Source organism: Pseudomonas sp. G11, assembly GCF_029457515.1.
In the GTDB taxonomy this organism is placed as follows: Bacteria; Pseudomonadota; Gammaproteobacteria; order Pseudomonadales; family Pseudomonadaceae; genus Aquipseudomonas; species Aquipseudomonas gorinensis.
Genome location: NZ_CP120377.1, coordinates 6,118,301 through 6,144,579 on the forward strand (window position 1 = coordinate 6,118,301; position 26,279 = coordinate 6,144,579).

At 59.5% G+C, this 26,279-nt stretch carries 36 protein-coding genes and 1 tRNA gene; 14 read left to right on the plus strand and 23 right to left on the minus strand.

Annotation, left to right across the window (positions count from 1 at the left end; all coding sequences use genetic code 11):
* The 14 genes from P2T68_RS28005 to P2T68_RS28070 form a co-directional block, all read right to left on the minus strand.
* The gene (locus P2T68_RS28005; RefSeq protein ID WP_177060941.1) at positions 1 to 153 is read right to left on the minus strand and encodes a hypothetical protein; all 153 of its coding nucleotides are present in this window, start codon (positions 151 to 153) and stop codon (positions 1 to 3) included.
* Positions 154 to 164: 11 nt separating this feature from the next.
* On the minus strand, positions 165 to 452 hold the full coding sequence (locus tag P2T68_RS28010) for a putative phage tail assembly chaperone (RefSeq protein ID WP_177060958.1): 288 nt from the start codon (positions 450 to 452) through the stop codon (positions 165 to 167).
* A gap of 40 nt (positions 453 to 492) precedes the next feature.
* Positions 493 to 945: a lysis system i-spanin subunit Rz gene (locus tag P2T68_RS28015; protein ID WP_277378592.1), complete on the minus strand. Its 453-nt coding sequence runs from the start codon at positions 943 to 945 to the stop codon at positions 493 to 495.
* Positions 945 to 1,478, minus strand: coding sequence for a lysozyme (locus P2T68_RS28020; RefSeq protein ID WP_277378593.1), 534 nt, complete (start codon positions 1,476 to 1,478; stop codon positions 945 to 947). Before P2T68_RS28020 ends, P2T68_RS28015 begins: the two co-directional genes overlap by 1 nt.
* Positions 1,475 to 1,771 carry a hypothetical protein gene (locus tag P2T68_RS28025; RefSeq protein WP_021491342.1) on the minus strand — a complete coding sequence of 99 codons (297 nt, stop codon included), beginning with the start codon at positions 1,769 to 1,771 and terminating at the stop codon, positions 1,475 to 1,477. Before P2T68_RS28025 ends, P2T68_RS28020 begins: the two co-directional genes overlap by 4 nt.
* Positions 1,768 to 1,980: a TraR/DksA C4-type zinc finger protein gene (locus P2T68_RS28030; protein ID WP_277378594.1), complete on the minus strand. Its 213-nt coding sequence runs from the start codon at positions 1,978 to 1,980 to the stop codon at positions 1,768 to 1,770. The genes P2T68_RS28025 and P2T68_RS28030 overlap by 4 nt, the downstream gene beginning before the upstream one ends.
* A complete protein-coding gene (locus P2T68_RS28035; RefSeq protein WP_021491344.1) occupies positions 1,980 to 2,429 on the minus strand; it encodes a DUF2597 family protein in 450 nt (149 codons plus the stop codon). Before P2T68_RS28035 ends, P2T68_RS28030 begins: the two co-directional genes overlap by 1 nt.
* A gap of 6 nt (positions 2,430 to 2,435) precedes the next feature.
* The gene (locus P2T68_RS28040; RefSeq protein WP_277378595.1) at positions 2,436 to 3,551 is read right to left on the minus strand and encodes a DUF2586 domain-containing protein; all 1,116 of its coding nucleotides are present in this window, start codon (positions 3,549 to 3,551) and stop codon (positions 2,436 to 2,438) included.
* An 11-nt stretch (positions 3,552 to 3,562) separates the two neighbouring features.
* Entirely contained in the window at positions 3,563 to 4,243 is a 681-nt protein-coding gene (locus P2T68_RS28045) for a phage virion morphogenesis protein (protein WP_277378596.1), read from the minus strand.
* Complete coding sequence (locus P2T68_RS28050; RefSeq protein WP_277378597.1) at positions 4,233 to 4,679, minus strand: phage tail protein; 447 nt, start codon at positions 4,677 to 4,679, stop codon at positions 4,233 to 4,235. Before P2T68_RS28050 ends, P2T68_RS28045 begins: the two co-directional genes overlap by 11 nt.
* On the minus strand, positions 4,676 to 5,137 hold the full coding sequence (locus tag P2T68_RS28055) for a head completion/stabilization protein (protein WP_277378598.1): 462 nt from the start codon (positions 5,135 to 5,137) through the stop codon (positions 4,676 to 4,678). Before P2T68_RS28055 ends, P2T68_RS28050 begins: the two co-directional genes overlap by 4 nt.
* A gap of 98 nt (positions 5,138 to 5,235) precedes the next feature.
* Positions 5,236 to 5,961, minus strand: coding sequence for a phage terminase small subunit (gene gpM, locus P2T68_RS28060; protein ID WP_277378599.1), 726 nt, complete (start codon positions 5,959 to 5,961; stop codon positions 5,236 to 5,238).
* Positions 5,958 to 6,977 carry a phage major capsid protein, P2 family gene (locus P2T68_RS28065; protein ID WP_277378600.1) on the minus strand — a complete coding sequence of 340 codons (1,020 nt, stop codon included), beginning with the start codon at positions 6,975 to 6,977 and terminating at the stop codon, positions 5,958 to 5,960. The genes gpM and P2T68_RS28065 overlap by 4 nt, the downstream gene beginning before the upstream one ends.
* Position 6,978: 1 nt before the next feature.
* A complete protein-coding gene (locus P2T68_RS28070) occupies positions 6,979 to 7,899 on the minus strand; it encodes a GPO family capsid scaffolding protein (protein ID WP_277378601.1) in 921 nt (306 codons plus the stop codon).
* A gap of 161 nt (positions 7,900 to 8,060) precedes the next feature.
* Here P2T68_RS28070 and P2T68_RS28075 point away from each other — a divergent pair, with 161 nt between their 5' ends.
* The 3 genes from P2T68_RS28075 (at position 8,061) to P2T68_RS28085 (ending at position 11,231) form a co-directional block, all read left to right on the plus strand.
* On the plus strand, positions 8,061 to 10,118 hold the full coding sequence (locus P2T68_RS28075) for a terminase family protein (protein ID WP_277378602.1): 2,058 nt from the start codon (positions 8,061 to 8,063) through the stop codon (positions 10,116 to 10,118).
* Positions 10,030 to 10,899 (plus strand): phage portal protein, encoded by an 870-nt coding sequence (locus tag P2T68_RS28080; RefSeq protein ID WP_277379775.1) that lies wholly within the window; start codon positions 10,030 to 10,032, stop codon positions 10,897 to 10,899. Before P2T68_RS28075 ends, P2T68_RS28080 begins: the two co-directional genes overlap by 89 nt.
* Positions 10,900 to 10,973: 74 nt before the next feature.
* Entirely contained in the window at positions 10,974 to 11,231 is a 258-nt protein-coding gene (locus P2T68_RS28085) for an ogr/Delta-like zinc finger family protein (RefSeq protein ID WP_083221499.1), read from the plus strand.
* A 38-nt stretch (positions 11,232 to 11,269) separates the two neighbouring features.
* Here P2T68_RS28085 and P2T68_RS28090 read toward each other — a convergent pair whose 3' ends face one another.
* Positions 11,270 to 11,455 (minus strand): hypothetical protein, encoded by a 186-nt coding sequence (locus tag P2T68_RS28090; protein ID WP_065909405.1) that lies wholly within the window; start codon positions 11,453 to 11,455, stop codon positions 11,270 to 11,272.
* Positions 11,456 to 11,530: 75 nt separating this feature from the next.
* Entirely contained in the window at positions 11,531 to 11,881 is a 351-nt protein-coding gene (locus P2T68_RS28095; protein ID WP_277378603.1) for a helix-turn-helix transcriptional regulator, read from the minus strand.
* Positions 11,882 to 11,965: 84 nt separating this feature from the next.
* On the opposite strand from P2T68_RS28095, the gene P2T68_RS28100 reads away from it, so the two are divergent.
* From P2T68_RS28100 to P2T68_RS28135, 8 genes are all read left to right on the plus strand, one after another.
* Entirely contained in the window at positions 11,966 to 12,178 is a 213-nt protein-coding gene (locus P2T68_RS28100; RefSeq protein ID WP_068932236.1) for a hypothetical protein, read from the plus strand.
* Between the two features lie 29 nt (positions 12,179 to 12,207).
* Positions 12,208 to 12,687 carry a YmfL family putative regulatory protein gene (locus P2T68_RS28105; protein ID WP_277379776.1) on the plus strand — a complete coding sequence of 160 codons (480 nt, stop codon included), beginning with the start codon at positions 12,208 to 12,210 and terminating at the stop codon, positions 12,685 to 12,687.
* Entirely contained in the window at positions 12,684 to 13,049 is a 366-nt protein-coding gene (locus P2T68_RS28110; RefSeq protein ID WP_277378604.1) for a hypothetical protein, read from the plus strand. Before P2T68_RS28105 ends, P2T68_RS28110 begins: the two co-directional genes overlap by 4 nt.
* Before the next feature lie 73 nt (positions 13,050 to 13,122).
* Entirely contained in the window at positions 13,123 to 13,356 is a 234-nt protein-coding gene (locus tag P2T68_RS28115; RefSeq protein ID WP_065909399.1) for a hypothetical protein, read from the plus strand.
* 3 nt (positions 13,357 to 13,359) lie between these two features.
* Positions 13,360 to 16,158, plus strand: coding sequence for a toprim domain-containing protein (locus P2T68_RS28120; RefSeq protein WP_277378605.1), 2,799 nt, complete (start codon positions 13,360 to 13,362; stop codon positions 16,156 to 16,158).
* Positions 16,159 to 16,173: 15 nt separating this feature from the next.
* Complete coding sequence (locus P2T68_RS28125) at positions 16,174 to 16,467, plus strand: hypothetical protein (protein WP_277378606.1); 294 nt, start codon at positions 16,174 to 16,176, stop codon at positions 16,465 to 16,467.
* Between the two features lie 66 nt (positions 16,468 to 16,533).
* Positions 16,534 to 16,782: a hypothetical protein gene (locus P2T68_RS28130; RefSeq protein ID WP_277378607.1), complete on the plus strand. Its 249-nt coding sequence runs from the start codon at positions 16,534 to 16,536 to the stop codon at positions 16,780 to 16,782.
* A gap of 269 nt (positions 16,783 to 17,051) precedes the next feature.
* Complete coding sequence (locus tag P2T68_RS28135) at positions 17,052 to 18,236, plus strand: DUF3596 domain-containing protein (RefSeq protein WP_277378608.1); 1,185 nt, start codon at positions 17,052 to 17,054, stop codon at positions 18,234 to 18,236.
* On the opposite strand, the gene P2T68_RS28140 is transcribed toward P2T68_RS28135, so the two are convergent.
* From P2T68_RS28140 to P2T68_RS28160, 5 genes are all read right to left on the minus strand, one after another.
* Positions 18,220 to 18,471 carry a hypothetical protein gene (locus P2T68_RS28140; RefSeq protein ID WP_277378609.1) on the minus strand — a complete coding sequence of 84 codons (252 nt, stop codon included), beginning with the start codon at positions 18,469 to 18,471 and terminating at the stop codon, positions 18,220 to 18,222. The two genes, P2T68_RS28135 and P2T68_RS28140, sit on opposite strands and share 17 nt — an antisense overlap.
* On the minus strand, positions 18,468 to 18,680 hold the full coding sequence (locus P2T68_RS28145; protein ID WP_277378610.1) for a hypothetical protein: 213 nt from the start codon (positions 18,678 to 18,680) through the stop codon (positions 18,468 to 18,470). Before P2T68_RS28145 ends, P2T68_RS28140 begins: the two co-directional genes overlap by 4 nt.
* Positions 18,681 to 18,919: 239 nt before the next feature.
* The gene (locus P2T68_RS28150; protein WP_277378611.1) at positions 18,920 to 19,111 is read right to left on the minus strand and encodes a hypothetical protein; all 192 of its coding nucleotides are present in this window, start codon (positions 19,109 to 19,111) and stop codon (positions 18,920 to 18,922) included.
* 101 nt (positions 19,112 to 19,212) lie between these two features.
* The gene (locus P2T68_RS28155) at positions 19,213 to 19,407 is read right to left on the minus strand and encodes a hypothetical protein (protein ID WP_277378612.1); all 195 of its coding nucleotides are present in this window, start codon (positions 19,405 to 19,407) and stop codon (positions 19,213 to 19,215) included.
* A gap of 731 nt (positions 19,408 to 20,138) precedes the next feature.
* Positions 20,139 to 20,228 (minus strand) — tRNA-Ser (locus P2T68_RS28160).
* 319 nt (positions 20,229 to 20,547) lie between these two features.
* Between P2T68_RS28160 and P2T68_RS28165 the strand changes: the two genes are divergently transcribed.
* The 3 genes from P2T68_RS28165 (at position 20,548) to P2T68_RS28175 (ending at position 23,214) form a co-directional block, all read left to right on the plus strand.
* Complete coding sequence (locus P2T68_RS28165) at positions 20,548 to 21,240, plus strand: crotonase/enoyl-CoA hydratase family protein (protein WP_024076915.1); 693 nt, start codon at positions 20,548 to 20,550, stop codon at positions 21,238 to 21,240.
* A 213-nt stretch (positions 21,241 to 21,453) separates the two neighbouring features.
* The gene (locus tag P2T68_RS28170; RefSeq protein WP_168232596.1) at positions 21,454 to 22,200 is read left to right on the plus strand and encodes a 1-acylglycerol-3-phosphate O-acyltransferase; all 747 of its coding nucleotides are present in this window, start codon (positions 21,454 to 21,456) and stop codon (positions 22,198 to 22,200) included.
* 42 nt (positions 22,201 to 22,242) lie between these two features.
* On the plus strand, positions 22,243 to 23,214 hold the full coding sequence (locus P2T68_RS28175) for a magnesium and cobalt transport protein CorA (protein ID WP_041161284.1): 972 nt from the start codon (positions 22,243 to 22,245) through the stop codon (positions 23,212 to 23,214).
* On the opposite strand, the gene P2T68_RS28180 is transcribed toward P2T68_RS28175, so the two are convergent.
* Together P2T68_RS28180 and P2T68_RS28185 are read right to left on the minus strand one after the other, a co-directional pair.
* On the minus strand, positions 23,192 to 23,935 hold the full coding sequence (locus P2T68_RS28180) for an amidotransferase (protein WP_277378613.1): 744 nt from the start codon (positions 23,933 to 23,935) through the stop codon (positions 23,192 to 23,194). The genes P2T68_RS28175 and P2T68_RS28180 overlap by 23 nt on opposite strands.
* Positions 23,936 to 24,123: 188 nt before the next feature.
* The gene (locus tag P2T68_RS28185) at positions 24,124 to 26,271 is read right to left on the minus strand and encodes a 3-hydroxyacyl-CoA dehydrogenase NAD-binding domain-containing protein (protein ID WP_277378614.1); all 2,148 of its coding nucleotides are present in this window, start codon (positions 26,269 to 26,271) and stop codon (positions 24,124 to 24,126) included.
* Positions 26,272 to 26,279 lie beyond the last annotated feature (8 nt).

The following is a 26,279-nucleotide window of genomic DNA, read 5'->3' on the forward strand; positions in this document are numbered from 1 at the left end:
CTATCCGTTCAACGCACGGGCAATGCCGCTTGCCACGGCAAATTCCATGCGTTTCCAGTGTTCGTCTTCCAGCCACTTGGCCGTGCCCATGTTCTCGATGCTGGGCTCGGCACCAGGTAGCCAACGATTGGTCAGGGCCAGCAACTGACCCAAACCGTCCTCGGTCAGGCGGTCAGCGTGCTCAAGGGCTTTTTTACGATGATCTCGACGTCGGGCGCGTACTCCTCGAGGAGCGCGCCGGCCACTTGCATGGTCATCACCGGATTGGCGAGCAGCTCGCGCAGACCAGCTTTTTCAGCGGGCAGCACGGTGCCGCTCAGCAGGTTGAAAGACGGCGCCACCTTGTTGTTGGCGGTCATGGCGTTGAAGTACTTGGTCACGTCCTGGGGCGTCAGGGTGAAAGTAAATTCCTTGGTGCCGATTTCCAGGGTGATTTCGCGGGCTTGGGTCATGTTCATATCCGTTGTGGTGGTGGTTTTAGGGTGTTGCAGGTCAGCGCAGGCAGACCTGGTGCACGTAGTCCTGCAGGCCCAGGATCATTTGCTTACTGAGGGCGAGCTGATCTCTGAGGGTGAAATAATCCGGTCTAGCGTTTGCTGTGAGTTCGGCGGTGGTTGCATCAGCCACGCCGCCGGTGCTGGCTTTTTCGGCGCCGGCAGCGCTGCAGGTGGCGTTGACGCGCAGCCGCTGACGGCGATCGTCAACAGACAGGCGCAGCTCAAGGTTTGAAGCGCGTTCATGGGCAAGCTCCAAGGTTCGTTTAAGGTCGATCGCGTCACGGTCGGCCAGCATCTCGCCGCTGATGCGCGCCGCTTCGCGCAGGCCTGCCGCTTCAAACAGGGCGCTGTCGCGCTCACGGCGGGCGGTATCGCGCTGGCCTTGCAAGAGGTCGAAGGCCACAAATGCGATCAGGCACAGCATCAGGGGAAACAGGACTTCCCGCATCACAAACCCGCCTCGCACAGCGCCACTTCGGCCAACCGGCGGGCGTGCAGCCCTGGAATAAATACCTTCTTGCCTTGGGCGGTGGTCACAAACGCCCAGACCGGGGTTTTGCCGTCAGCGGCCCAAGCCAGCGCTTTGCAACCGTCTTTGATACGGCCGGCATTGATCAGGCCGACGGCGCGACTGGCGCAGGTGCTGGCAGTGCCGAAGTTGTGGCCATGGCTGCTCAAGGCGTCGAAGGTGTTCTGGTCGACCTGCTGATTGGTGATGCAATCAGCGAGCTGCAGTTGCCCCTTACGGATCACCAACTGCTCCACCTCATTGCAGCGAGCGTCCGACCAGTAGTCACCGATCACCACCGGATACGGGCTGGTGTGACGGGTGATCCCTTTGCATACGGTCGGCAGGCCCTGGGCCAACTTGTCCGCATAGACGGTGTTCTGGCCGTTGCCTTCCCAGGTGCCCAGGAACACCACCAGCGTGGAGCTGCAAAGCGCAATGGCACCGGCGGCGATCTTGCCGCGCAGGCTCATGGGAACAGCACCCGCAGCAACGCCGGCCCGACCATCTGCGCGACCACGCCCAGCACAGTCAGTACTGCCAACATACGGGTGACCTTGGTCCCGATATCGGACACGGTGGCGGTCAGCTCGCGCTGGCCATCGTTCAGGTCCGAGAGCTGAACAGCCATATGTTCGAATTCGCCTTCCAACCGAGTGACACGGGTCGGTACGGTTTCATGGCGTTCTTCTAGGTCGCTGACGCGGTGTTCAAGCACTGCGTAGCGGCTTTCCAGGGTGCTTTTGGGCTTTGCGCGTGCGGTCATCGGCGCTGTCCTTGCTCAATAAGGGATTGGCACGGCACGCAGCGGGTCATACCGCCCAACGCCTGACGCTTTTCCGGGATTGGCTTATCGCAGTCTTTGCAGTGGGTCAGGCTCGGCCCGCCCGGGCGTGCGACGGCAAGCGCGGCCGCGATCGCAGCGTCACGCTGACGTTGTTCCAGGGCTTGGGCACGATCGAACGGGCACACCATCAGCGCAGGCCCTCGATCTCTGCAGCAGCCAGGTACGGCACGCCGTTGACGCGGATAAAGTCCGGGCTGGTGACCTCGAAAGGCACCTTATGCTTGGACTTCTCGCCGCCCTTGGGGTCGACACTCAGCAGGCTGGAGACCTTCAACTTGCAGCCGAAGGCCTCAATGCGCAGCTCTTCTTCGCCGGCCTTGGCAAAGAACACCGAATCGAACGGCTCCAACTGGCGGAAGCTGCCGGCAGTGCGGGCAGCCTCGATCAGCAAGTTGAAGTTGCTGGTGTCGAACTCGAATTCACCACTGGCGGCCACATCGCCGTCGACGTGCCCGTTGGGTACGCCCCGGGTTTGCGCCACGGCAGTGTTGTCGGTGATATCCAGGGTGCAGCTTTCGACATGCACCTGCAGGTCGCCCAGGTTGATGTCGAAGTTTTTACCGCCAATACGGGACATACGGGATTACTCCGAATCGTCGTTGGAAAGATCTAGGGCGATGTTCGCCGTCAGGTCCTTGGGGCAATTGAGGGGCTTGATCTTGATGTACACCTCCACCTTGGTTTTGGTGTGCCAGACCAGGACGATGTCGCCGTCTTTCGGGGACTCGATCTCGCCCGGGAACACCTGGCCGGCAAAGGTTGCGGACTTGGCCATCGCACGCAGCGGCTTCATAAACGCGCTGACGGCAGCAGCCATGCTGTTGGCCGTGTTGTTCAGGCGCCGATCGGCAACGCGCAGGATCAGCAGCGGACGCACCTGGCGAGCGGCCTTATCTGCCAGCCGCAGGTACTCGACCACCTGGAAGTCGCTCGCCGGCGCATCGAGCATGTTGCCGTCGCCCCAGAACACGCCCGGGTAGTCGGGGTAGGTTTGCGAGACCGAAAAGCGCGCCTTGTCGAGTTCCGCCCGGATCGCGGATGGCAGGGGCACGCCGTCTTTGTCGCTGGGCACGTTGCCCAGGGCCAACACCGGGCCACTGGCCACACGCATAGGGCTGTCGGCAATGCTCACGGCCGCGTTGGCTAAACGCCCGCCCAGCACGCCCAGGTCATTACCGTGCAACTGCGGCACGACCAGGACACGCGGTGCTGCCAGGTCGAGGGTGATTTTCTTTTGCTCGACCAGGTAGTCCGCCCAAGTCTGCTCTGCAGAGATGCCGGCGGTGCTGGCCATCACGAACATACGGCGACCGTAGGTGTTGCTGACGGCGATCGCGGCGTCATGCATGGCCGACAGTTCCGCTGCAGCGGTCACCGGCGCGGTGACCACCACGGCTTCCACAGAAAAGCCCTGCTGCTGGGCCTTTTCCAGGGCAACCCGCCAGTCGCCATCGGCAGCGATCGGCGCAGCCAGACAGGCCCAGCGGTCGCCTCCATTGGCCTTGGCTGCCGCGACTTGGGTTTTCAGGTCGCTGACGGGCTGGCCCAGCACCACGTCCAGGTCGCTGTCGGTGTTCAGCGCGATCAGGCTGCCGACGCTCTTTGCGCCGGGGCCGATAAACAGGAAATAGCGCTCGATCTCGGTCACGGCACCCTGGCCGAGGTTGAGATTGTTAACGCTGACTTTGCCAAGTGCCATGCAGTGCCTCGTTATTTGCGGGAGTTGAGGATTTGTTCCAACACCTGGTTAACCAGCAGGCTGGTATCGCGGTCGGTGCTGACGCCGAGGAACTGGCGCTTTGGCAGGGTGATTTCCCAGCTTTGCGCACCGGTGCCTTCGGCTTTTTCGTCGGACAGGATGCGTATCAGCAGGCCCGCCTTGGCGTAGTTCAGGTGTTCCTGAATCCATGCCACGGATGGCCGGGACAGGCTTTTCTTGCCCTTCTGGCGCACCTTGAAACCCAGGCGGCGCAGGCGCTTGGCCTGCTTGTCGGTCGCGGCCAGGCCCTCGGGCACCTTGTTCCAGCGGCGCATCTGCGCGGCGGTACGGCGCTCGGTCGCGCCATGGTGTTGCTGTGCAGCGACCCAGCCCGTCAGGGCGTTACGCCAACCCAGGGTTGCGGCATCCGGGCTCACATTGGTGACCTGGAGCAACTTGCCCAGGCCGGCTTCCATCTTCTTTTTGCCCTTGCCATCGCCCTTGCGCGCTTCGAAGGCCGAACCGTCCAGGTTGCGCTGCTCGCGGATCCGCTTACGGCTCATGGTCCGCACGCGCTTGGTAACGTTGTTGAGCAAACGCCGGCGCAGTTGCGGGGGCAGACTCAGCAGGGCCAACTGCTCGCGAACGCCGAGCTGGCCCCGAACGTCCAATTCAAACGTGCTACGCGCCACCGCCGCGGACCTCGCCGTGTTCAGCGGTCCACAGGTCAAAGGCGATCAGGCCCCACTTCTTGCCGAACGCCTCGATCAACCCGTTGGGGTCTTCGGACAGGTGTTGCGCCTCGACGAACTCCAGGGTCAGTTCCAAATCCGCTTCGTCCGGGGTCACCTGGTCGACGGCGAACGTCGGCGCCGGCAGATCGTCGTCCCGATCGGGATCGTTGGTTTCCAACCAGCCGCCCAGGAGCGCCATCAACAAGGCCGGGTTGCCGGCGAATCGCTCAATCACCACCACGGCGCGGTAACGCATATCGCCCATGTGCAGGCCTTGGGTCGTGTCCTTCCAGAGCAAATCCAAGTTGACCTGCTCGGCCCAGCTGTCGATCTGCTCGGGCAGCACCAGATTCAGGCCGATCAGGTAGGTGGTCAGAGCGCGCAGCTTGTTCATAGCAACGCCGCCGTGATACGGCCACGGCCCTGCAGCGAGCGGACAGCCTGTTGGCTGAATGCCAGAAAGGTTTCCGGGCGATCGGGCAATTCCTTCCCCAGGTTCTCCGCGCTGTCGCGGCGGATGATGGTCACGAACTGCGGCAACAAACTGGCTTTGGCCCTGCAGTAAACGGCGCGCTTGTACGTCGCTGCTTGAAATGTGCGCTCGGGCAGCACCATAGGGTCAGCAGATTCCAAGGTGGTGACGCCTTGGTTCTGCCAACGCGCTTTACACGTGGCCAAGTCGCGGTTGACCTCGGTCATGGCCGTGGTCAGTTCTTCGGTCAGCAGCTCCACCAGGTATTCCGCCGGCAGGCGATAGCCCTTCTGAAACTCGGCCACATCGAGGTTCGGCCAGAAGCCGTCATTCTCGATCGCCAGATCCACAAGGGTGGTGGGTTTACCTGAAAAGCTCATGCTGACCGCTCAAATAGGGCGGGGAGCCTGTTTTCAGTGGGACGGTCCATAAATGGGCGGCTCACTTCCACAGGTCCCCGCTGGGGGGGGGTAGTCGGTTATTCGGAAGCCGGGTTAGCGGCCGCTTGTTTTGCCAGGGCCTTGCGGACCTTTTCGATACGGGTGTCGTTGCCGGCCTGGGCGTACAGCTCGGTCGAACGCTCCAAGTGCTTGAGCGCGGTTTCCAGCTGCCCAGCCTCCAGGGCACGAATCCCAATCAACTTGTGGTACTTGCTGGGGATCTGCTCCGTCAGCTGCCACTTACCGTCAACCAGCGGCAGCAAGTCGGAGAGGTAAGGTTCCGGGCTGCGATTGGCTTTGTATTCGGCGTAGGCCCACTCGCACACGGCGTCGGCCACAAACGTCTGCAGGTCACGGCGCTTGAAGCGCTCCGGCATCTGCTGGCCCTGTTCGATCAGAAAGTCGGCCAGCTCCAGGGCGTCATCGAACTGGGCGGTGTCGAACAGCCAGACCATCACCTGCACCGCAACGCGGTTCGGAAAGTTCAGGCCCGATTCGCAATAGCGCTGGACGTACTCCTGGTACTTGGGCAGCAGCTCTTCGCGCTTGAGTGCCTGGCGTCCTGCTAGGCCGTTGATTGCGCTGATACGTGCCAGGTCCTGGTCCAAGGCCGCTTCCTGCAGCAGCAAGTGTTTGCGAGCATTGGCGGGGCTGCTCAGGGCTTCCGCCGGCGAGTAAGGAAGCGCTGCGGAGACGGCAGCCGCCGTAATGGCGGCGCCTCCCAGCGCGATAGTGCGGCGCTTGTGCGCAAGGGCCAGACTCACGCCACAAGCTCCACGTTTTCGGTCATGGCGAACTTTTCCAGCTGCTCGATCACATAACCTTCATTGCGGCTGTTGTAGTCCTCAACGCGGGAGCGCTTTGGATTGTCGACGGTCTGCTTGCGCCAGCTGGAGTCCTGGAAGTAGATCGACAGGTTGTCCCAACTGGTGACGACCACGCCGTTGACCGGGAAGAACGGCACGCTAAAGCTCGGCAGGCCGCCGTAGGTGGCGATTACCTGGGCTTCTTCGATGCGCTCTTTTTCGGTCGGGGTGTCGCCTTGCTTCGAATACAGCTTGGCCTTGTCGGCGGCCAGCAGGTCAGTACCGATGATTGCGATCAGGTCGCCGGCATCGCGCAGACGTTCGTCCACCAGTTGTTTGGTGTCGTGCACCAGGGCATCGAGGTTGGCATAGTCGCCACCGGCGCCGAGGGTTACCTTGCCGGCGACCTTGCCTTCCTTGAGGACCTGGGCCGGGATCTGTTCACGTGCCTGTTGCAGCCAGCCTTTGTTGACGTCCTGCAGCATCGGGTATTTTTCGATGTCGGTCTGCACGGCAGCATGGGTGCCATGGAAACCGACCATGATGCGGTCCAGCGCGATCTGTTTCTGCACAGCTGACGAGTAACGCTGATGGAAGTCCGGGAACTTGGCCCAGGCATCGATCTTGGCGTAAGGCAGGCCAACATCGGACTCGGTCGACGACAGCTCGTAGGTGTCCTGATCCAGCGACGACGCATCTTTGGCTTCGCGATCGGTGGTCTTGGTGTTGGTGCGGCCTGTGACCGGGCCCGACACACCAATGAAGACCTTCTGGCCTTTGATCTCGGTCACCGGAATGACGTTGATCCGCTCCAGGAAGTCCGACTTAGCCGTGATGGCGTCGTTCAGCTCCTGGGCAATGGTCGGGTCGACGCTAAAGTGCTTGCTGGCCAACTCCACACCGTAGCTTTCAGCGATAGCCAGCTGCAGTTCGGCGTACATCTTGGCGCCGTAGGCGCTCAGTGAATAAGCCATGTCAGAGCACCCGCTTTTTGACGGTGGTTACCGGGCCGGGATTGCGCGGCAACTGGCGACCGGTGGAGTTGTTCTGCAGGGCGCTGAACTGCTTCTGCAGCGCATCCAGCTTGGCAAGTACGGACTGGTTGCCCTTGCTCTGGCGGCGGAATTCACGCTCTTGCTCGGCGGTGGCCACGATGTCGTCCACGGCCGTGCTGACGTCATCGATCAGATCCTGATCAGGCTCAGGTGCGTCTGCGGCGGCGGGCTCAATGACGGCTTGGAGGCCGGCAGCGACAACCAGCAGCTGCGCCACCAGGGCCGTCAGAGCCGTTGCTGTAGCTTCATCCATTGGGGGTTTGCTCTCTGTTTGGGGTGGAGTGGTTTCGGTGGGCAGCGCACCTGCAGCGAAACGCTTGAAGAAGCCGGTCAGGGCATCGATCAGACCGGTTTCGCCGGTGCTTGGGCTGTCGTCCTGCAGGCGGCCGAGTTCGACCGAAGCGGCGTAGTAGGAGGCGCGATTGTTCTTGTGGGAGAAGTAGAGCTCCTGAGTGCCCACACTGGCAGGCTGGTCGGTAACGCCCAAACCAGTCAGGTAGGCTTTGCCCTTGCCACGGAAGTCGGGGGTAATTTCGATGCTGCTGAACAGCTTCTGGCCCTGGTCATTCAGATACAGCAGGCGGTCGTTGGGCTTCAATTGCGCTTCCAACGCCACTTCGCCGGGCTCCAGGTCTTCGGCTTCTTCCACCAGGCGCACCGCGTAGACGGTGCCGTGGGAGCCTGGCCAACGTTCGTGGTCGCACCAGATCACCGCCGTGTAGAAGGACGGTTTGTAGGTTTCAGCGATGTCGCGCAGTTCCTGGGGAAGGATTACGCGCCCATCAACGGTGGCTCCGCTGGTGGCGACACGTTTCCAGAACGAAACAAGGGAACGGGGCATGGGTTTAACTGCGCTCAATCGCTGAATGAGCCGCCAAGATAGGGAGCCGTCTGCCCTCAAACAAACGGTTCAAATGCGCGTTTCTCCTAGATTCGACATCTAGGAGAAACACGGAATTTAACCCCGCGTTTCCAGCGTTTTCGCCGCATAGACTGCGGCCCATGTACTACTCGACCGAAGTTAAAGAAGCCGCCAAACGCCTGTTTCTGCGCCGCTGTAAGGCCAAGGAAATTCAGGCGCAGCTCAACCTGCCCAACATCCGAATCGTCTACTACTGGATCCGCCAGGGCGGGTGGGAAGACATGCTGTCGGACGAAGAACCGCTGACCGCCGTCGGCCGGCGGATCACCCTGCTCCTGGACAAAGTCGGCAGCCTGTCCAAAGACGACCTGAACGAACTGGACCGACTGACCGTTGTTCGCGAACGACTGCTGAAACAAGCGGCCAAGCCCGCACCGGTGGCGGCATCGAACGGCGACGACCTGGGCGAGCCCCAGGAACCGCGCAGGCGCTCGCGTGGCGAACGCTCCAGCCGTGGAGAAGGCGGTGACAGGAAGAAGGAAAAGAAAGCCAAGAACGACATCAGCGGGCTGACCGAAGTCGACTTCCTGGATAAGTTCATCAGCAAGATGTATCGCTATCAGCAGGAGTTGTTCGCGGCCAAGCAAAACCCGCTGACGAGCCGGATCCGCAACATCCTCAAAAGCCGCCAGGTCGGTCTGACCTACTACTTCGCCGGCGAAGCGTTCATGGACGCGGTACTCACTGGCGATAACCAGGTGTTCCTGTCGGCCAGCCGCTCGCAGTCGGAGATTTTCCGTAGCTACATCATCCAGTTTGCCAAACAGTGGTTCGACATCGAGCTGACCGGCAACCCGATCACGCTCAGCAACGGCGCCGAACTGCGCTTCCTGTCGACCAACAGCAGCACCGCCCAGGGCTACCATGGCCATGTGTACGTGGATGAGTACTTCTGGATCCGCGACTTCGAAAAACTCAGCACCGTGGCCAGCGCCATGGGCACCCACAAGAAGTGGCGCAAAACCTACTTTTCGACGCCCAGCGCCGTATCACACCAAGCGTACCCGTTCTGGTCGGGCGAAGAATTCCGCAACAGCAAACGCGGCAAGAAAGCCGGCGGCACCTGGCCCGCCGAGGCGTCCTACACACAGGGCGCACTGTGCCCCGATGGCCAATGGCGCAAGACCATCACCATCCAGGACGCGATCGATGGCGGCTGCGATCTGTTCGACTTGGAGCAGCTGCAGCTGGAGTACGACGAAGACAAATTCCAGCAGCTGTTTTACTGCAAGTTCATCGACAGCAGCCAGAGCGCCTTCGGCCTTAAGGATCTGGAGCGTTGCTACTCCGACTTGTCGCTGTGGGAAGACTACAACCCGGAACTGGATCGGCCGTTCGGCAACAGTCCTGTCTGGCTGGGCTACGACCCAAGTCGCACCCGCGACGACGCCACCTGCGTGGTGGTCGCCCCACCGCTGGAACCCGGGGCGAAATTCCGCATCTTGGAAAAGCACAGCTGGCGGGGGCATTCGTTCAACTACCAGGCCGCCCAGGTCAAGAAGCTCACCGAGCGCTTCAACGTCCAGCACATCGGTATCGACATCACCGGCGTGGGCTATGGCGTGTTCGACCTGGTGCGCGACTTCTATCCTAAAGCCACGCCGATCCATTACAGCCTTGAGACCAAGAACCTGCTGGTACTCAAGGCCCAGGACACGATCCAGGGCAGCCGCATCGAGTGGGACGCCGGCTGGACGGACATCGCCCAGGCGTTCCTGACCATCAAGCGCGGCACCACTACCAGCGGCCAGGTCACCTACAGCGCTTCGCGCACCGACGCCACCGGCCACGCCGACATCGCCTGGTCAATCATGCACGCCCTGTTCAATGAACCCCTCAACACCAACAAGCGGCGCCGTAGCCGCTACGTCACGAGCGGAACCAATGCCCAAGCCACGACACAAAAAGCCCCAAACCACCCAGCAGGCGCGACAGCGGCAGCCCATGCGGGCGTTCACCTTCGGGGAACCCGAACAGGTGCTGTCCGGCAACATCGGCGAGTACCTGGGGGTGTTTCTCAGCGACGACGGCGAAATCTACAAGCCGCCAGTGTCGCGGGCGGGTCTGGCCAAGCTGCTGCGCGCCAACGCACACCATGGCGCCATTCCGAAGTTCAAGCGCAACCTGCTGCTGCGTGAATTCATCCCGTCCGAAGGCTGCAGCACGCAGACCATGGGCCGAGCCAGCCTCGACTACATGGTGTTTGGAGAGGCGTATTTCTATCGAGACACCAACGCCTTCGGCGAAGTACTGGAGATGCAGCACCTGCCGGCCATCAACATGCGCGTGAGGGTCGACGGCGGGTTCCGGATGCTGCTGCCCGACAGCAAGTACATGGACTTCGACCAGGACGAAATCGAACACGTCCTGGACTACGACGTAGAACAAAACATCTACGGCGTACCCGACTACTTGGGCGGCCTGCAGGCACTCTTGCTCAACGAAGCCGCGACCCTGTTCCGCCGGCGCTACTACAGCAATGGCGCGCACGCGGGCTACATCTTCTACACCAACGACCCGGACCTGACCGAGGAAGACGAAGACAACCTGCGCGCCCAGATCAGCGCCAGCAAGGGCGTGGGCAACTTCCGTTCGATGTTCGTCAACATCCCCAACGGCAAGGAAAACGCGATCCAGATCATTCCCGTGGGGGACTTCCAGGCCAAGGACGAGCTGGAGAAGGTTAAGAACATTACCCGCAACGATGTGATCGCCGCCTGGCGTATGAACCCTGCCCTGGCCGGAATCATCCCGGAAAACAACGGAGGGTTCGGCGACATCGAGAAAATCGATCGCGTGTACACCAGCAACGAGATCAGGCCGATTTGCCAGTTGTTCAACCAAGTAAATGACGCCCTTCGGAGAGACAGGCGCATCAACTGGAGAGAACCGACCTTAGCAGCGGAAAGCGCTAACTGACATTTCAAAAATAGAGAAAAATACTGCACTACATGCGAACATAGTGGCAATTTGCTGCACCCTGGGGAGGGAACATGAGAGTTACTTGTAAATGCGGACACAAAGGCCGAATTGCATCACGTGAGGTGCTATCTGCCGATTTCGCGAAACTCTATTGCCAGTGCCTCGACGCAAAGTGTGGGCACAGCTGGGTGGCAAATCTCACGTTCTCACACACGCTCAGCCCGTCAGCACAGACGTTCGACAGGCTGCTGATTGATCGGCTTCGAGACATGCCCAGGGCACAACAGCGGGAGCTGTTTGAAAAGCTTGGATCGCAAGCAGTCGCATGATGCAAACCGCCGACAACACTATGCCGGCGGCCGAGAAATCAATCGTCGTCGGACTGGTCCGGGTTGCTTATCAGCGCTTCGGTCAGCCGGCGCAATTGTTCCTGGTCACGAGGGCTCAACTGGCGATAGAAGCCGATCAGGCGACGTTCGATATGCGAAAGCTCATGACACGCAGAAGCTGCAATTTCGACGTAACCGGCTTCGGCGTTTGTGCGATCCAACATGCTTACCACTCCATAAAATGCATTGCTGATGCATTGATATGGGGGCGAACCAAAGGTATGGCTGAAAGAGCGTGTTCAAGACGACCCTTTAACCGCCTCATCCGCCATGGCTTTTACAAATCGCCGAATGGCTCGTTGATCGTCTGCAGGGATACTGCGGTACTGCTGAATAATGCTGTCCTCAACCTCCGACAAAGCATCGGCCTTCAACGTTGTGCGTGTTCCGCTCACGATGTAAAGCACGTCAAAACCCAGCACGCTTGCAGCCATGCTCAGGTAGGAAGCTGGGGCATCGCTGGAACCGGACTCGTAATTTCCTTGAGTTCGTTTCGAGACGCCAAGCTGTTCCGCAATTTGATCTTGTGTCAGCCCAGCCTGGGCACGTTGTTGGCGCAGCCTTGCGCCAATCTCTTCAGAGAGAGTCAATATTTTTCCATCCGCATATTTACAATGGCAGTTTTTTGCCACATCCTGCGCTTGTCATCACACGAAAACGCAAGGAATTGCACTATGCCCAACTCAACCATCACCGAGCAAGCGCGCCAGCAAGCGCGTGCGTCCTTGGAGAAGCGTGGTCAGACCGCGAAAAATTTTGCTGCTCTACACAACCTCAACCCCAGCACCGTCTATGCAGTACTGAATGGCCAAAGCCAGTGTCGCCGTGGGGAGGCCCATCGCGCCGCCGTACTGCTCGGCATCAAAGACGGCGTGATTGCACAGTAATGGCCGGCGCACTGAGGGAACAGCAGAAGATGGAAAGCCAGGTTCTAAAAACACGTCGCGAAGTTGTCAGTGCAATTATTTGCGCCTTCGAAGGTGGCCGAGAGTGCGCCGCTGCCCGCATCGGTCTACCACTCAAGAAGTTTGATAACCACGCCTATGAGAACAACAACTGCCGTCCATTAACCGATGTGCAGATCTGCCAGCTGGAGCAAGTCACCGGTACCCAGCACTTCGCCAACTACGTAGCGGCAATGTACGGCGGCATGTTCGTGCCGATGGCTCATCCCGAGAGCCTGGACAACGTGGAGATGTATGCACGGGCTATGCAAAGTTCGGCCAAACAGGGAACGGTCGATCAAGCCATTGCGCAGGCGCTTGAGGACGGTGTGATCACCGACGCCGAAGCCGAGCTGATACAGAACGCTCACATTCTGCACTTGGCGGCGCGGACCGCCGAAGTCTATGCCGCCATCGATCTCTACCGCGCCAAATCGAGGAAAGCTGAATGAACGCTCAGACCAACATCCAGGACTATCAGCAGTGCATGCAGAATGCTGCGCTGGCTTTCCTTGAGCGTCATCAGGCCGAGCACCTGGGCGACGTGTCGGCGCTTCTCAATCGTGCGGTCAACCACTTGGTTAGCAGCTTCGATGTTGCAGAACCGATTGCAATCAAACTGACTTCGCTTGCCCACGTCGAGCTGGTGGAAATCGCCTTCCGCCAGCGCCTTGACCTGGACTACAGCAGCGACACCGTTGTGGTGATCAAGGATCCAATCAAAGGATTTTGCTGGTCCGTACCCGTCAGCCTCATCTATGAACGCATCCTGAACGCCCCTGACAACGTGCGTTTGCGCTCCACCAACTCGTAACACCCAATCCAACCAATCGCCGGCCCCACGTCCGTGGGTTTGGGTGAGCTGCGCCTGAAATCGAGGTTTAACGATGACAAACGCCGTAATTGTCACCACCCAACTGCCGCCGGCCGAGGCCGAAGCGTTGCTGGCCAACCTGCGCGAACAGTATCGCTTGAGCCTCAACGAGCACTGGTATGACGACCAGTTCCGCTTTGTTGCGGATGGTCTGCGCCACGGCGCAATCCTCGCCCATGTCCCGGTAATGGCTGCGCAAAAACGCCTGATGGCAGCCCTGTCCCACAGCCTCAAGGCAGTGAAGTAACCCATGAAAGAAGATCTTCGCCACGACGTGTTGCAACGCCTCCAGTCCGACTTCGGGCTCAAGCACCGCGCGGGCACCGATTACATGCGCGGCGGCACCTGCCCGAAGTGCAAAAAGAAAGAGCTGTACTCCCGCTTTGACACGCCATGGATGGTGATTTGTGGTCGCCCTGAAAAGTGTGGCCACACCCTGCACGTGAAAGAGCTGTACGACGATCTGTTTGAAGATTGGAGCAAACGTGCACCGGCGACAGACCAACATCCCAACGCCACCGCACGCGCTTACTTGGAGTTCGCCCGAGGTTTTCGGTTTGAGCTGATCCAGGGATGGTTCACCCAGGAAACGTTCTATTCCGTTGAACACAACGCCGGCAGCGCCACTGTGCGGTTCGCCCTCGATAAAGGTGGCTGGTGGGAACGCCTGATCGATCAGCCGCACCGCTTCGGCAAGATGAAGGCCCGCTTCAAATCCAAGGACAGCTATCGCGGCGTCTGGTGGTGCCCGCCCTGCGTCGACCTGCTGGAAGCCAAGGAGATCTGGATTGTCGAAGGGATTTTCGACGCCATCGCCCTGGTGCACAACGACATCGCGGCCGTGTCAGCAATGTCCTCCAACGCATTCCCTGGGGACTCGCTCAAGACACTGATTAAAACCCGGGAAGGCGGGAAGCTGCCCAAACTGGTTTGGGCTCTGGACAACGAACCGAGCGCAAACGCCTACACCCGGCGCTGGGTCCGCGAAGCACGCGCCCTGGGCTTCGTCTGCGAGTCAGCGCAGATCCCGCAACGCGACGGTCGCAAGTCAGATTGGAACGACCTTCATCAGCGCTGGAGCTTCATCCAGGACGAAACCAAACGCGCCGACCAGATCGCGACCGACCTCAAGCAGGCCCGCCACCAGGGCGCCCTGCTGCTGGCCGAGAGCGCGGCGGAAAAGGCTTTGCTCATGTACGACTGGAACAAGCGCGGGGAATTTCACCTGGGCTTCGGGAGCCGCCTGTACTGGTTCAAGTTGGACATGGAGAAATTCAACCGAGCCATGTCCGACATCGAGGACAGCGAGAATCACGACGACCAGCTGCTGAACCAGGCGCAACAACGAGAAAAAGCGCTGCAGCAGTCCGGCAGTGTCGTGGAGATCGCCAACTGCTACCCCCAGGCGCTGTATTTCCAGCGAAACGAGGTAACAGACGAGTCCTGGTACTACATGCGTGTGGACTTCCCCCACGATTCCGAAAGTGTGAAAAACACCTTCACCAGCGGCCAGTTGTCGGCCGCGAGCGAGTTCAAAAAGCGACTGCTCGGCATGGCGGCAGGTGCCATGTTCACAGGCAGTGGCCAGCAGCTCGACAAGCTCATGAAGGACCAACTGTTCGGCATCAAAACCGTCTCAACGATCGACTACGTAGGCTACAGCAAGGAATACGCCTGCTACGTCTACGGTGATATCGCGATCAAGGACGGCACCACCTACAAGGTCAACAGCGAAGACTATTTCGAGTTCGGAAAGCTGCGCCTGAAGACCCTGCAGAAAGGCGTCCCTATCAAGCTGCAGCGCGAAGCAAAGGGCTTTGACGAGAAGTGGGTGCAGTTGCTGTGGAAATGCTTCGGCGCCCAGGGCTTCGTCGCGCTGGTGTTCTTCTTTGGCTCGCTGTTCTGCGAACAGATCCGCGCCCGCTATCAGTCCTTCCCTTTCCTGGAAGCCACAGGTGAGGCCGGCGCCGGCAAAACCACCCTCTTGAACCTCCTTTGGAAACTACTCGGCCGCGAAGGCTATGAAGGATTTGACCCTATGAAATCTACCAAGGCCGGGCGCTCTCGCCTGATGGGGCAGGTCTCCGGCATGCCGGTGGTATTCCTGGAAGCGGATCGCCACGGCGATGATCGGGCACACGCTAAAACCTTCGAATGGGACGAGCTGAAAGACTTCTACGGCGGCGGCACATTGGCCACCAAAGGCGTCAAGACGGCCGGCAACGAAACATATGAGCCTCCATTCAGGGGAACGATCGCCATCAGCCAGAACGCGGCGGTGGTCGCTCACGAAGCAATCATGACGCGGATTGTGAAGCTGCACTTCGTGCGCCCGACCGTCACACCTGAAAGCCGTGCTGCAGCGGATCAACTCAACGCCCTGGACGGCGGCACCCTCAGCCACTTCCTGTTAAGGGCTGTGGGCAAGGAGTCCGCGGTGCTTGAGCTGTTCGCCCAGCATATGCCCGAACACGAATCGAAGCTGCGCCGTTTGCACACCCATTGTTTCGCCTGCAGCACGGCCTATGCCAGTGACCAGGGCAATTGCACCAGCTGCGGCTATGACCTGCGCGGCTACATCCGCGTGGAGCGCATCAGCAAAAACCACGCGCAAATGCTCTCGCTGCTGGATGGCATTCGCCTGGTACTGAAATTGAGTGACCCCCAGGTCGCTGCTACGCAGCGCCAGATCGTGCGGATGGCCATCGAGCGCCAGGCTTCGATCAGCTCCGACCATGCGGCCGTAGCCGAGTTTTGGGAGGTCTACGACTACCTGGAATCCTTGAGCGAAGATCCGGTGGTTGACCACAGCACCGACCCGGCAGTGATTGCCATCAACCTCAACGAGTTTTGCGAGCGCGCTGCCGAACACAAACAGAAGCTGGCCGACGTGGCCACGTTGCGCGACCTGCTCAAAGAGTCCCGTTCCCGCAAGTTCCTGGACAGCAACAAGGCCGTACATAGCGCTGTACGTGCTGCGTTCAATGCCCGCAACCCGTGTTCACAACCCCGGCCGACCACAGTGAAGTGCTGGACATTCAAGGCGTAAAGGAGAGCAAGACCGATGCAGATCCAAGTGTTTATGGGAGATGCCGGCGACGGCAAGACAAGCAAGCTGCAGTCCGTGCAGGACCGCCTGAAATTCACCGGTGAGAGCGCGCCGATCATCCAGGCCGGTGCATATGGAGAAGATGGCTTGCTGGAGATTCTGGAAGTCCGGACAGTCGGTGGCCAGCGCGAAATCCTGGTGGACGACTGCAGCAGGCAACAGATTTTGAGGGTGTTGGAATGGCAATCATGCGTTGAGCATGAGCCTGATTTTGACGGCCTGGTGATCCACCTGGCCCGTAAGGACTGACCTTAAAAGAAGCAGTGTCGAGGAGTTGCAGCTCCCCGACACCTAACCGCAGCAGAGGGCTATACCATGCAAGCACAGAACCTAAGCAGCAGCGGCGTGAAGGCTACCACACCGGCACGTCACCTAGTGGCCACCGCGATCATCGGCGCGGCCGTCATTGGCTACCTGGTGCACAAAACCCCTGAATCACGCACCCGCCTCGAAAGCCTCAGCCAGATGGCCAGCACCTTGGGCGAACTGAGCGACACCGATGCCGCCGTCGTCGCTCAGTTGCTCGCCACTCCCCAAACCCGGGGGGCAGTGCGTCATGTCTAACGACTCCGATCAGACGCTGAAACCGCGCTTTCCCTGGAACATCGACTACACCAGCCTGTGCGACCAGTGCGGCAGGTGGCGCGCCCAGGGGAATCACCTGAAATGCAGCCAACGGCGACAGCTGCAGAACGCGCATCTGCGCAACCACACGCCAAAACGGTAAGCCGCGTCCACCAGAAGATGCGCTTCAAGATACTTGGCCCGGAAACGGGCCTTTTTGTTTCCGATCGTCAGACTGTCGTTACACGAGTACAGCGTTAGGGGTTTACATGAGTGGGGTCGAAGCTCGCGGCAATTCCGTGAGAATCTATTTTCAATACAACGGCGAAAAATGCCGTGAATCGATACCAGGAGGCAACAAACCGGCCACAGTGGCCCAGGCAAAACGCTTGCTCGCCATCATTGAATACGAGATTGACTCAGGCACCTTTGACTACGCGCGCCATTTTCCCAACTCCGCCAGGCTGGTGGAAAACACCTTCGGGCACTACCTGGACCTGTGGTTGCGGATCAAAGCCAACAGCGTTGCAGCGTCGAGTTACCGAGGTTACGCCAATAAGGCCGAAGTGCATGTACGGCCACGCTGGGGCAAGGTGCAGATCAACGCGATCGATCACTTGGACCTGCAGGAGTGGATCCAGGGAACACTGTCCAAGACCCTCAAAAACAAGACCATCCGCGACATCATCAGCAACGTACGCCAGGTGTTCCGGCTCTACCGAACTCGGATGAAAGTCGCCCACGATCCCACCGAGGGATTAATGGTGCGTCTGCCAGATCCCGAGGCCCCGGACCCGTTCACCCGGGCGGAAATCCAGCAAATCCTCGACACCCCCACCGACCGCACGCATGAGCTGTTGATGGTGCAATTCATGCTGTGGGCGGGTCCACGGGTGTCTGAAACCATCGCATTGGCGTGGGAAGACGTCGACCTGGAACAGGGCACGGTGACCTTTCGCCGATCGAAGGTACGCGGCGCCTACCGTGTTACCAAGACGCGGCGCTCGATGCGTAAGGTGCGTTTACTCGCCCCCGCTTGGGACGCCTTGCGCAAGGTCGATGCACTGACGCGAAAGCGCAAAGCGGATACCGTCGATATCGTAGAGCGCGATAACAAAACCGTACGCAAACACACGCTGCACTTTGTGTTCATCAACACCAAAAGCGGCCTGCCCCATGCCAACGATTTTGTCGTGCGTGACCGTTTTTTTAAGGCTCATCTGCTCGCTGCCGGCGTCCGCTACCGCGGGCCGGGACAGTGCCGGCACACCTATGCCAGCCAGTTGCTGACCACGGGGATTGCGTCAATCGATTGGATCGCCGAACAGATGGGGCATACCAATGGCAACATGATCCGCCAGCACTATGGGACGTGGATTAACGAGGATGGGCCGGACGTGGTGGGGATGCTGCAACTGGCCCTCAAGCTGTCGCCGGTCACAACTCTACCGTAAACCCGCGCAGCCCCACCGCGTCAGCGAATCGGCCCACGGCCGTCAGACTCGTCCAGGTGCGCAGCGGCTCCCGCCGCGAGCGCACTGGTACCAGGCGAGCGGTAGGTCCGCCCAGGCGTATAGACAACGTCCATTGGCTGCTATCACCAGCAACGCGTCCCACGACGGCCTCCCGGATCGCATGCTGACTGACCAGCGCTTTGAGGGTCTCGGACTGGATCGCCTCACCCTTCATGGCGTCAGCTCCCGGCGGCGGCATGCGGCGGCCTCTTCGACGGCGATAAACAACCCCTCAATGGTGGCCGAGGTTAGCGCACGTGCGGCTTCCACTCCCTCCACAAAACCTTCGGCACGCTCTTGGACCATTTCCAAGGTATGCACATCCCCGGCCCGGCCGATGCGCGCCAGGTAGTTGGCGAGTTTGGTGCGGACCAGATCGGGCATGCTGACACCGTTTCGCGAGAATACGACGCTCATTCTTTCACTCATTATTGTTGAGGTGCTGGATAGCGCCAGGTGGGCGTTTCCTGATCGAATCAGCGGTCACTGCGTAAAACCACCGCCGTGGGTGTTGGTCTACCAGTCCAGGGGGGCTGGTTTCCACCGATGCACAAAAAAGCCCCCGCACTGACTTCAAGTGTAGGGGGCTTTTGAACATAAGCGGCGTTACTGGTACTCGACGCTTACCATCCAGACTGCCAAGGTACATCAGCAGGCTCACCGGCTTTCTGCCAAGCGAGGGTGTAGCGACTCATCGACGAATCTTCAATCATGTAGTCAAACGTTCCAATCAGTGTCCAGCCCTTCGCAATATACGCATTCGCTTGCTGCAGGCTGCTTGTGACTTTCAGTTCTTTGGTATCTTCAATCGCCATCGGTACAGCTCCTTGTGAGTAACGGACTATTGTAGGCACAACGGCCGAAGCGGCGGGGTTCCTTTCTGTTCATGCCGCGCGTTATTGGTAAAGCGGCTGGCTTACGGCTGCTGGGCGTGTGCGCCTAGGGCAAACCCTTCCATCGCGTCTACCTTTTTCCCTCGGCGACCGAGGGTGTACGCCAGGCTCCCGCCAACTGCATTAATTGATAGCAGAATCCATCCTTTTTCCAGGTACTGGTTGGTCGAGACGTAGTCTTCGACGGTGACAATTACCTCGATGCCTTCAAAGCTCATCAGTGTTACTCCTTGCTGTGAATGATGGCCCATTGTAATCAAAGCGGCCGACTCAGCGGGGTGCATTTCTGATTTTAGGCGCGTTACTACTAGCCCTCACTTTTTCCATTGATTCACGTCGATTGCCTTTAGGCCGAAAGAGGTAATCGTAGGGTCATATTCAAGCCACTGATCAAGAGAGAACGTATAACTGCCTGGGGGGATGTTTCTAACACTGGCTGGCCAGTGCTCACTTGTAGAAACAGGCGAGTCCTGATTGTTGTAAGCAGTGATTTGGATTTGAATGCCCGTGGCCTCAGCGCAGCTGTTTACGAGCGTGGCTACGCCAGTCATATGAGTACAGTCAACACTCCCGCACGTATTTACAAACTTAGCTTTCAACGACGTTATTTTGATGTCAGACACCGAACAGTCTGCCTGAACCAATTGAGATACCGTCAAAAGGAACAACGCTACGACGTACTTCACTGGGGCGTGCACTCCTTGAATTAGTAATTCGCCCGAATCTTTCAGCGCGATTCAACCTTACGCATTTACCGCTTCAAGTAACGAAGCATTGCTTACCTAGACAACTGAAATGGGCGCCTACAGCAAGCAGTCAGGCGCCTTCCTTCTCGCACCAAATTAGCGCACCAGTCCCATGGTGGTCCCATGGGGGCATTTTTCGGATGCCAAAAACCACAAACCCCCGACTTTCTCTAGGAAAATCAGGGGCTTGCGTTTTCAGAATGTGGCGGTGAAGGAGAGATTCGAACTCTCGATACAATTTCTTGTATACACACTTTCCAGGCGTGCTCCTTAAGCCACTCGGACACTTCACCGTATCTCGTCAAACCAGTTCAGTCTGTCGAGGCGCGCTAATGTAGTCGAAAGCCTTTCTGATGGCAAAGGTTTTTTTCAGAATTTTCATGCGGTTAGGGGGTATGTCGGAGTGGGGGCGGCGCAGGAGGGTGATTGTGCCAATCTCAGGCACTGATCGCGAGGGTCTACCCTGGCTGCTGTGCCCTGCCCTAGGCCGTCTGCCGTCGGGTATACGGGAAAAGTCTGACTGGGTAGTCAGTCATGGTGCTTTACCAGGGCGGGCGTGGTGGGTAACGTCTGCTGCATACGTCTATAACAAATCCTACAAGGAACCGCGTCATGAGTGAGTTGATCTCCTACCACCTCGAAGACGGTATCGCCACACTGACCTTGAGCAACGGCAAGGTGAACGCCATTTCTCCAGCGGTGGTCAGCGCATTTAACGAAGCGCTGGATCAGGCAGAGAAAGACCGGGCGGTGGTGATCATCACCGGTACACCGGGGATTTTGTCGGGTGGCTACGATTTGAAGGTGATGACGGCCGGCCCTAAAGAGGCTATCAGCCTGGTGACGTCGGGCTCGACGCTGGCACGTCGTCTGTTGTCGCACCCGTTCCCGGTGATCGTCGCTTGCCCAGGCCATGCGGTGGCCAAGGGCGCGTTCCTGCTGTTGTCGGTGGATTATCGGATTGGTGTCGAGGGCCCGTTCAGTATCGGCCTGAATGAGGTGGCGATCGGCATGACCATGCACCATGCGGGTATCGAACTGGCGCGGGATCGTCTGCGTAAGTCGGCGTTTCATCGCTCGGTGATCAATGCCGAGATGTTTGACCCGCAGGGCGCGTTGCAGGCCGGCTTCCTCGATAAGGTGGTGGCGCCGGAGGAGTTGCACGCAGCGGCGCTGGAAGCCGCACGGCAGTTGAAGAAGCTCAATATGAACGCGCACAAGCACACCAAGTTGAAAGTGCGCAGTGGGCTGCTGGAAGCCTTGGACGATGCCATCATCCAGGATCAGGGCCATATCCTCAGCTAATCGCCTACACCTGCTGCACCAAAGCCCGACCTTGAGTCGGGCTTTTTCTTACAGGCATATCCGAATCATCCCTCACCGCTCTAGACAGGCTCTGTCAGCACTTGTTGAAACATGTACTTAAACATCGCCTATCTCCTTCCTATTTAGGCGCAATTGCCGAATTCAGTGCACATCCGTACACTGCGCCCACTTTTGTCTCGATGAGCCGTATCGATGCTTTTTCTGTTGCGTATGTTGTTGATGGGCCTGCACTTTATTGCCGCCGGTGGGCTGGGCGTGCTGGTGGGAATCTGCCGGCCGTTCAACCCGGACAACAGCCGCCTGTGTGCCCGCCTGTATGCACTGCCGGCCATGTGGATCTTGCGCCTAAACGTGAAGGCCGACGTGGACTCGTTGCGCAACAAGCCCGGTACGTGCGTGATCATCGCCAACCACCAGTCCAACTATGACTTGTTTGTGCTCGGCACCGTGGTGCCGCACCGCACGGTGTGTATCGCCAAGAAAAGCCTGAAATGGGTGCCGTTGTTCGGCCAGTTGTTCTGGCTGGCGGGCAATGTGCTGATCGACCGGGGCAATGCATACAAGGCACGCCGGGCGATGCTGACCACCACCCATACCTTGCAGCACAAGGACACGTCGATCTGGGTATTCCCGGAAGGCACGCGCAACCTGGGCAATGGCCTGATGCCGTTCAAGAAGGGCGCGTTTCATATGGCGGTGGCCGCGGGTGTGCCAATCGTGCAGGTGTGCGTGAGCAATTACGTCACCCATATGCGGCTGAACCGCTGGAACAGCGGTGATGTACTCATACGCTCATTGCCGCCGATTCCTACCATCGGCCTGACTTCGGATGACATCCCGGCGTTGATGCAGGCGTGTCATGCGCAGATGGATGAGTGCATCAAGGCAATGGACCTGGAACTGCAAAGTGCCGCAACAATAGAACTCGCTTCAAGCTAAGCTGCCCAACACCTGTCCTCCTAATAAGAAGTGATCAGCATCATGGGTAGAGTTGTTGCGGCCGCTGTCTACAGCGCCGGAAAGAAAGTTACTGATATCACCCTTGACGAAGGCGCGGCCTGGGCCGCCAAACCCGGTCACTTTGTGTGGATCGGCCTGGAAGAACCCAACGCCCAGGAGCTGGCCAACCTGCAACGCCAGTTCAACCTGCATGAGCTGGCCATCGAAGACGCCCTGGAAAAACACAGCCGCCCGAAGCTGGAAACGTTTGGCGACGCGCTGTTTATCGTCACTTACTCACCGGTGCGCGAGAACGGCAAGTTGGTGTTTATCGAGACCCATATCTTCGCCGGCAACGGCTATATCATCACCGCGCGCAATGGCCATTCAGCGTCCTACGGCTTTGTGCGCCAACGCTGTGAGGCGCGGCCGTTATTGCTGGAGCATGGGGAAGACTTTGTCCTCTATGCCCTGCTGGATTTCGTCACCGAAAACTACCAGCCCGTGAGCGAGGCGATCCACGCCGAGATCGATGAGCTGGAGCGCAACGTGCTGTGCAGCTCGCTGAGTGAGCGCGATATCCAGAACCTTCACGGCCTGCGTCGTGATGTGTTGCGGCTCAAGCGCTATGTGGCGCCGATGGTGGAGATCAGCCAGGAATTGCAGAAGTTGAGCTTCCCGTTTATCGACAAGAACATGCGCCCGTATTTCCGTGACGTGCAGATCCACGTGACGCGGCAGATGGAAGACCTCACCACCCTGCGCGACATTGCCAGCCAGACCATCGAGATCGGGGTGTTGCTGGAAGCGTCGCGCCAGAGTGTGGTGCAACGCAAGTTCGCCGCGTGGGCAGCGATCCTGGCGTTCCCCACGGCGGTCGCGGGGATCTATGGGATGAACTTCCAGAACATGCCCGAGCTGCAGTGGCACTACGGCTATTTCGGGGTGTTGGGGTTCATCGCTTTAGGCTGTACCGGACTGTGGGCCAGCTTCAAGCGCTCGGGTTGGCTTTGACCTTGGCCTCGGGCTTGTGTGCCACAAAGCGCATCATCCATTCCGCCACGGTGACGCCGTGGTGGTCGCGTTCGAGGCTGGCCACGCCGTTGGTGTAGACCTTTTCGCCCAAGGTTGTCTGAAGAATCTCCAGCAGTTCGCGGGAATAGTCGTGGACAAATTCCGGGTGTCCCTGGAAGCACAGCACCTGGTCGCCGATGTGATACGCGGCGAACGGGCAAAAATCGCTGGAGGCAATGACCGTGGCATTTTCCGGCAAGGTGGTGACCTGGTCCTGATGGCTGATCAATAGCGTCAGTTCGGGCACCTCCGGGCTCATCCACGAGGCCTTGGCGTCGAGCTTGTAGTCGTGGATGCCCATGCCCCAGCCCTGGCCGGCGCGCTCGGTCTTGCCGCCCAACAGCAGCGCCAGCAATTGGTGACCGAAGCAGATGCCCAGCAACTTGTCGCCGCGCTGGTAGCGTTCGAGCAGGTAGGTCTTGAGGGTCTGGATCCAAGGGTCGGTACCGAAGGAGTCGGCTTTGCTACCGGTCACCAGGTAGGCGTCGAACACTTCGTCGTCCGAGGGGTATTCACCCTGCACCACGTTGTACACGACAAACTCAGCGGGAATCGGCTGCTTGGAGAACAGGCGCTTGAACATCTGCCCGTAACCTTGGTACTGATCGATCAAGCCTGGACGCAGGATATCGGTTTCCAGGATGCAGACGCGTAGCGACATAAAAAATACCTGACACGGCGATGGGAATATTGAACACCCCAAGAGCCTGCCTTGAAATACCCCTCCAAGGCAAGCCCCGCAGGATGCTCTTTGTGGGAGAGGGGCTGGCTCCCGGCAGCGGTGATCCAGCCACTGTATTCTGTGACTGATGCTCCGCTATCGGGGGCAAGCCCCCTCCCACAGGTTGATCACCGAAATACTTCACCCCGCGCCGCTTTCTCCAGCAGCAACGCCGGCGGCGTAAAGCGTTCACCATACTGCTCGGCCAGGTAGCGCGACCGCGCGATGAAGTCGTTCAAGCCGTACTGATTGATAAACTGCAACGCGCCCCCGCTCCACGCCGCAAAGCCAATCCCGAAGATCGACCCCACGTTGGCGTCCGCGGTGGACATCAACACGCCCTCCTCCACGCATCGCACGGTCTCGATGGCCTGGATAAACAGCAAACGGTCGCGCACATCCTGCGCTGGAATCTGCTGGTCGGCTCGCTCAAAGCGCGCCTTCAACTCAGGCCACAAATGCTTCTGCCCGCCCGCCGGGTACTCGTAGAAACCGCCCCCCGCCGCCTTGCCCCCGCGTTTGTACTCGTTGACCAGCAGCTCAATCACCACCGTCGCCGGATGGGTCGGCACGGTTTTACCTTCGGCGTGCAGGTCCTTGGCGGTTTGCTGTCGGATATGGCTCATCAGGCTGAGGGATACCTCGTCGGACACCGCCAGTGGCCCTACCGGCATGCCCGCCTTGCGCGCTTCGGTCTCGATCATCGGCGCGGCCACGCCTTCGCCGAGCATGGCGATGCCTTCGTTGGTAAAGGTGCCGAACACCCGCGAGGTGAAGAAGCCGCGGCTGTCGTTGACCACAATCGGGGTTTTCTTGATTTGCAGGACGAAGTCGAAACCACGGGCCAGGGTTTCTTCCGAGGTATGGGCGCCCTTGATGATCTCCACCAACGGCATCTTGTCCACCGGGCTGAAGAAGTGCAGGCCGATAAACTTGCCTGGGTCGGGCACGGCCGTGGCCAGGCCGCTGATGGGCAAGGTCGAGGTGTTGGAAGCGATCACCGCGTCGCTGCCGACCACGCGGTGCGCAGCGGCGCTGACCTTGGCCTTGAGGTCGCGGTCTTCGAACACCGCTTCAATGATCAGGTCGCAACCGCCCAGGTCGGCGTCATCCTGGGTTGGATGAATGCGCGCCAAGATGCTTTCCCGCTGCCCGGCGGTCAATTGCCCACGGCTGACCTTCTTGTCCAACAACGCGGCCGTGTGCGCCTTGCCCTTTTCGGCAGCGGCCAGGCTGATGTCCTTGAGCACCACGTCAATGCCTGCACTGGCGCTGACGTAGGCGATCCCCGCCCCCATCATGCCGGCGCCAAGCACGCCGACCTTGCGTGTCACATAGGTAGCAAACCCTTGGGGTCGCGAACGGCCGGCGTTGATTTCATTGAGCTGGAACCAGAAGGTGCCGATCATGTTCTTCGCCACTTGCCCGGTGACCAGCTCGGTGAAGTAGCGGGTTTCGATCAGGTGCGCGGTGTCGAAATCCACCTGGGCACCCTCCACCGCGGCACTGAGAATGTTCTCCGGAGCCGGGAAGCAGCCGTTGGTTTTGCTGCGCAGGATCGACGGTGCGATGGCGAGCATTTGCGCGACTTTCGGGTTCGACGGCGTACCACCAGGGATCTGGAAAGTCTTGGTGTCCCAAGGCTGTTTCGCCTCAGGGTTGGCGAGAATCCAGGCGCGGGACTTGGCCAGCAGCTCATCGAGATCCGCCGCCAGTTCATCGATCAAGCCGGCTTGCAACGCCTGTTGCGGCCGCACTTTCTTGCCTTCGAGCAAATACGGCAGGGCCTTTTCCAACCCCAGCATGCGCACCATGCGCACCACCCCGCCGCCGCCCGGCAACAGGCCCAGGGTGACTTCCGGCAGCCCCAGTTGCACCGACGGGTTATCCAGCGCGACCCGATGATGGCAGGCCAGGCAGATCTCCCAGCCACCGCCAAGAGCCGCGCCGTTGATCGCGGCCACCACGGGTTTGCCGAGGGTTTCCAGACGGCGCAGTTGCGCCTTCAACACCAGGACGCTGTCGTAGAAATCCTTGGCGTGGGCCTTGTCGACCTTGATCAGCTCATTGAGGTCGCCACCGGCGAAGAATGTCTTCTTCGCCGACGTGACGATCACGCCGGCAAGCGTGTGCTTTTCCGCTTCCAGGCGCGTAACGGTGGCTGCCATGGCCTCACGGTACACGGCGTTCATGGTGTTGGCGCTCTGGCCGGGCATATCGAGGGTGAGCACCGCGATCTGGTCCTGGCCTTTTTCGTATCGGATAGCTTGGGTCATGACAATTC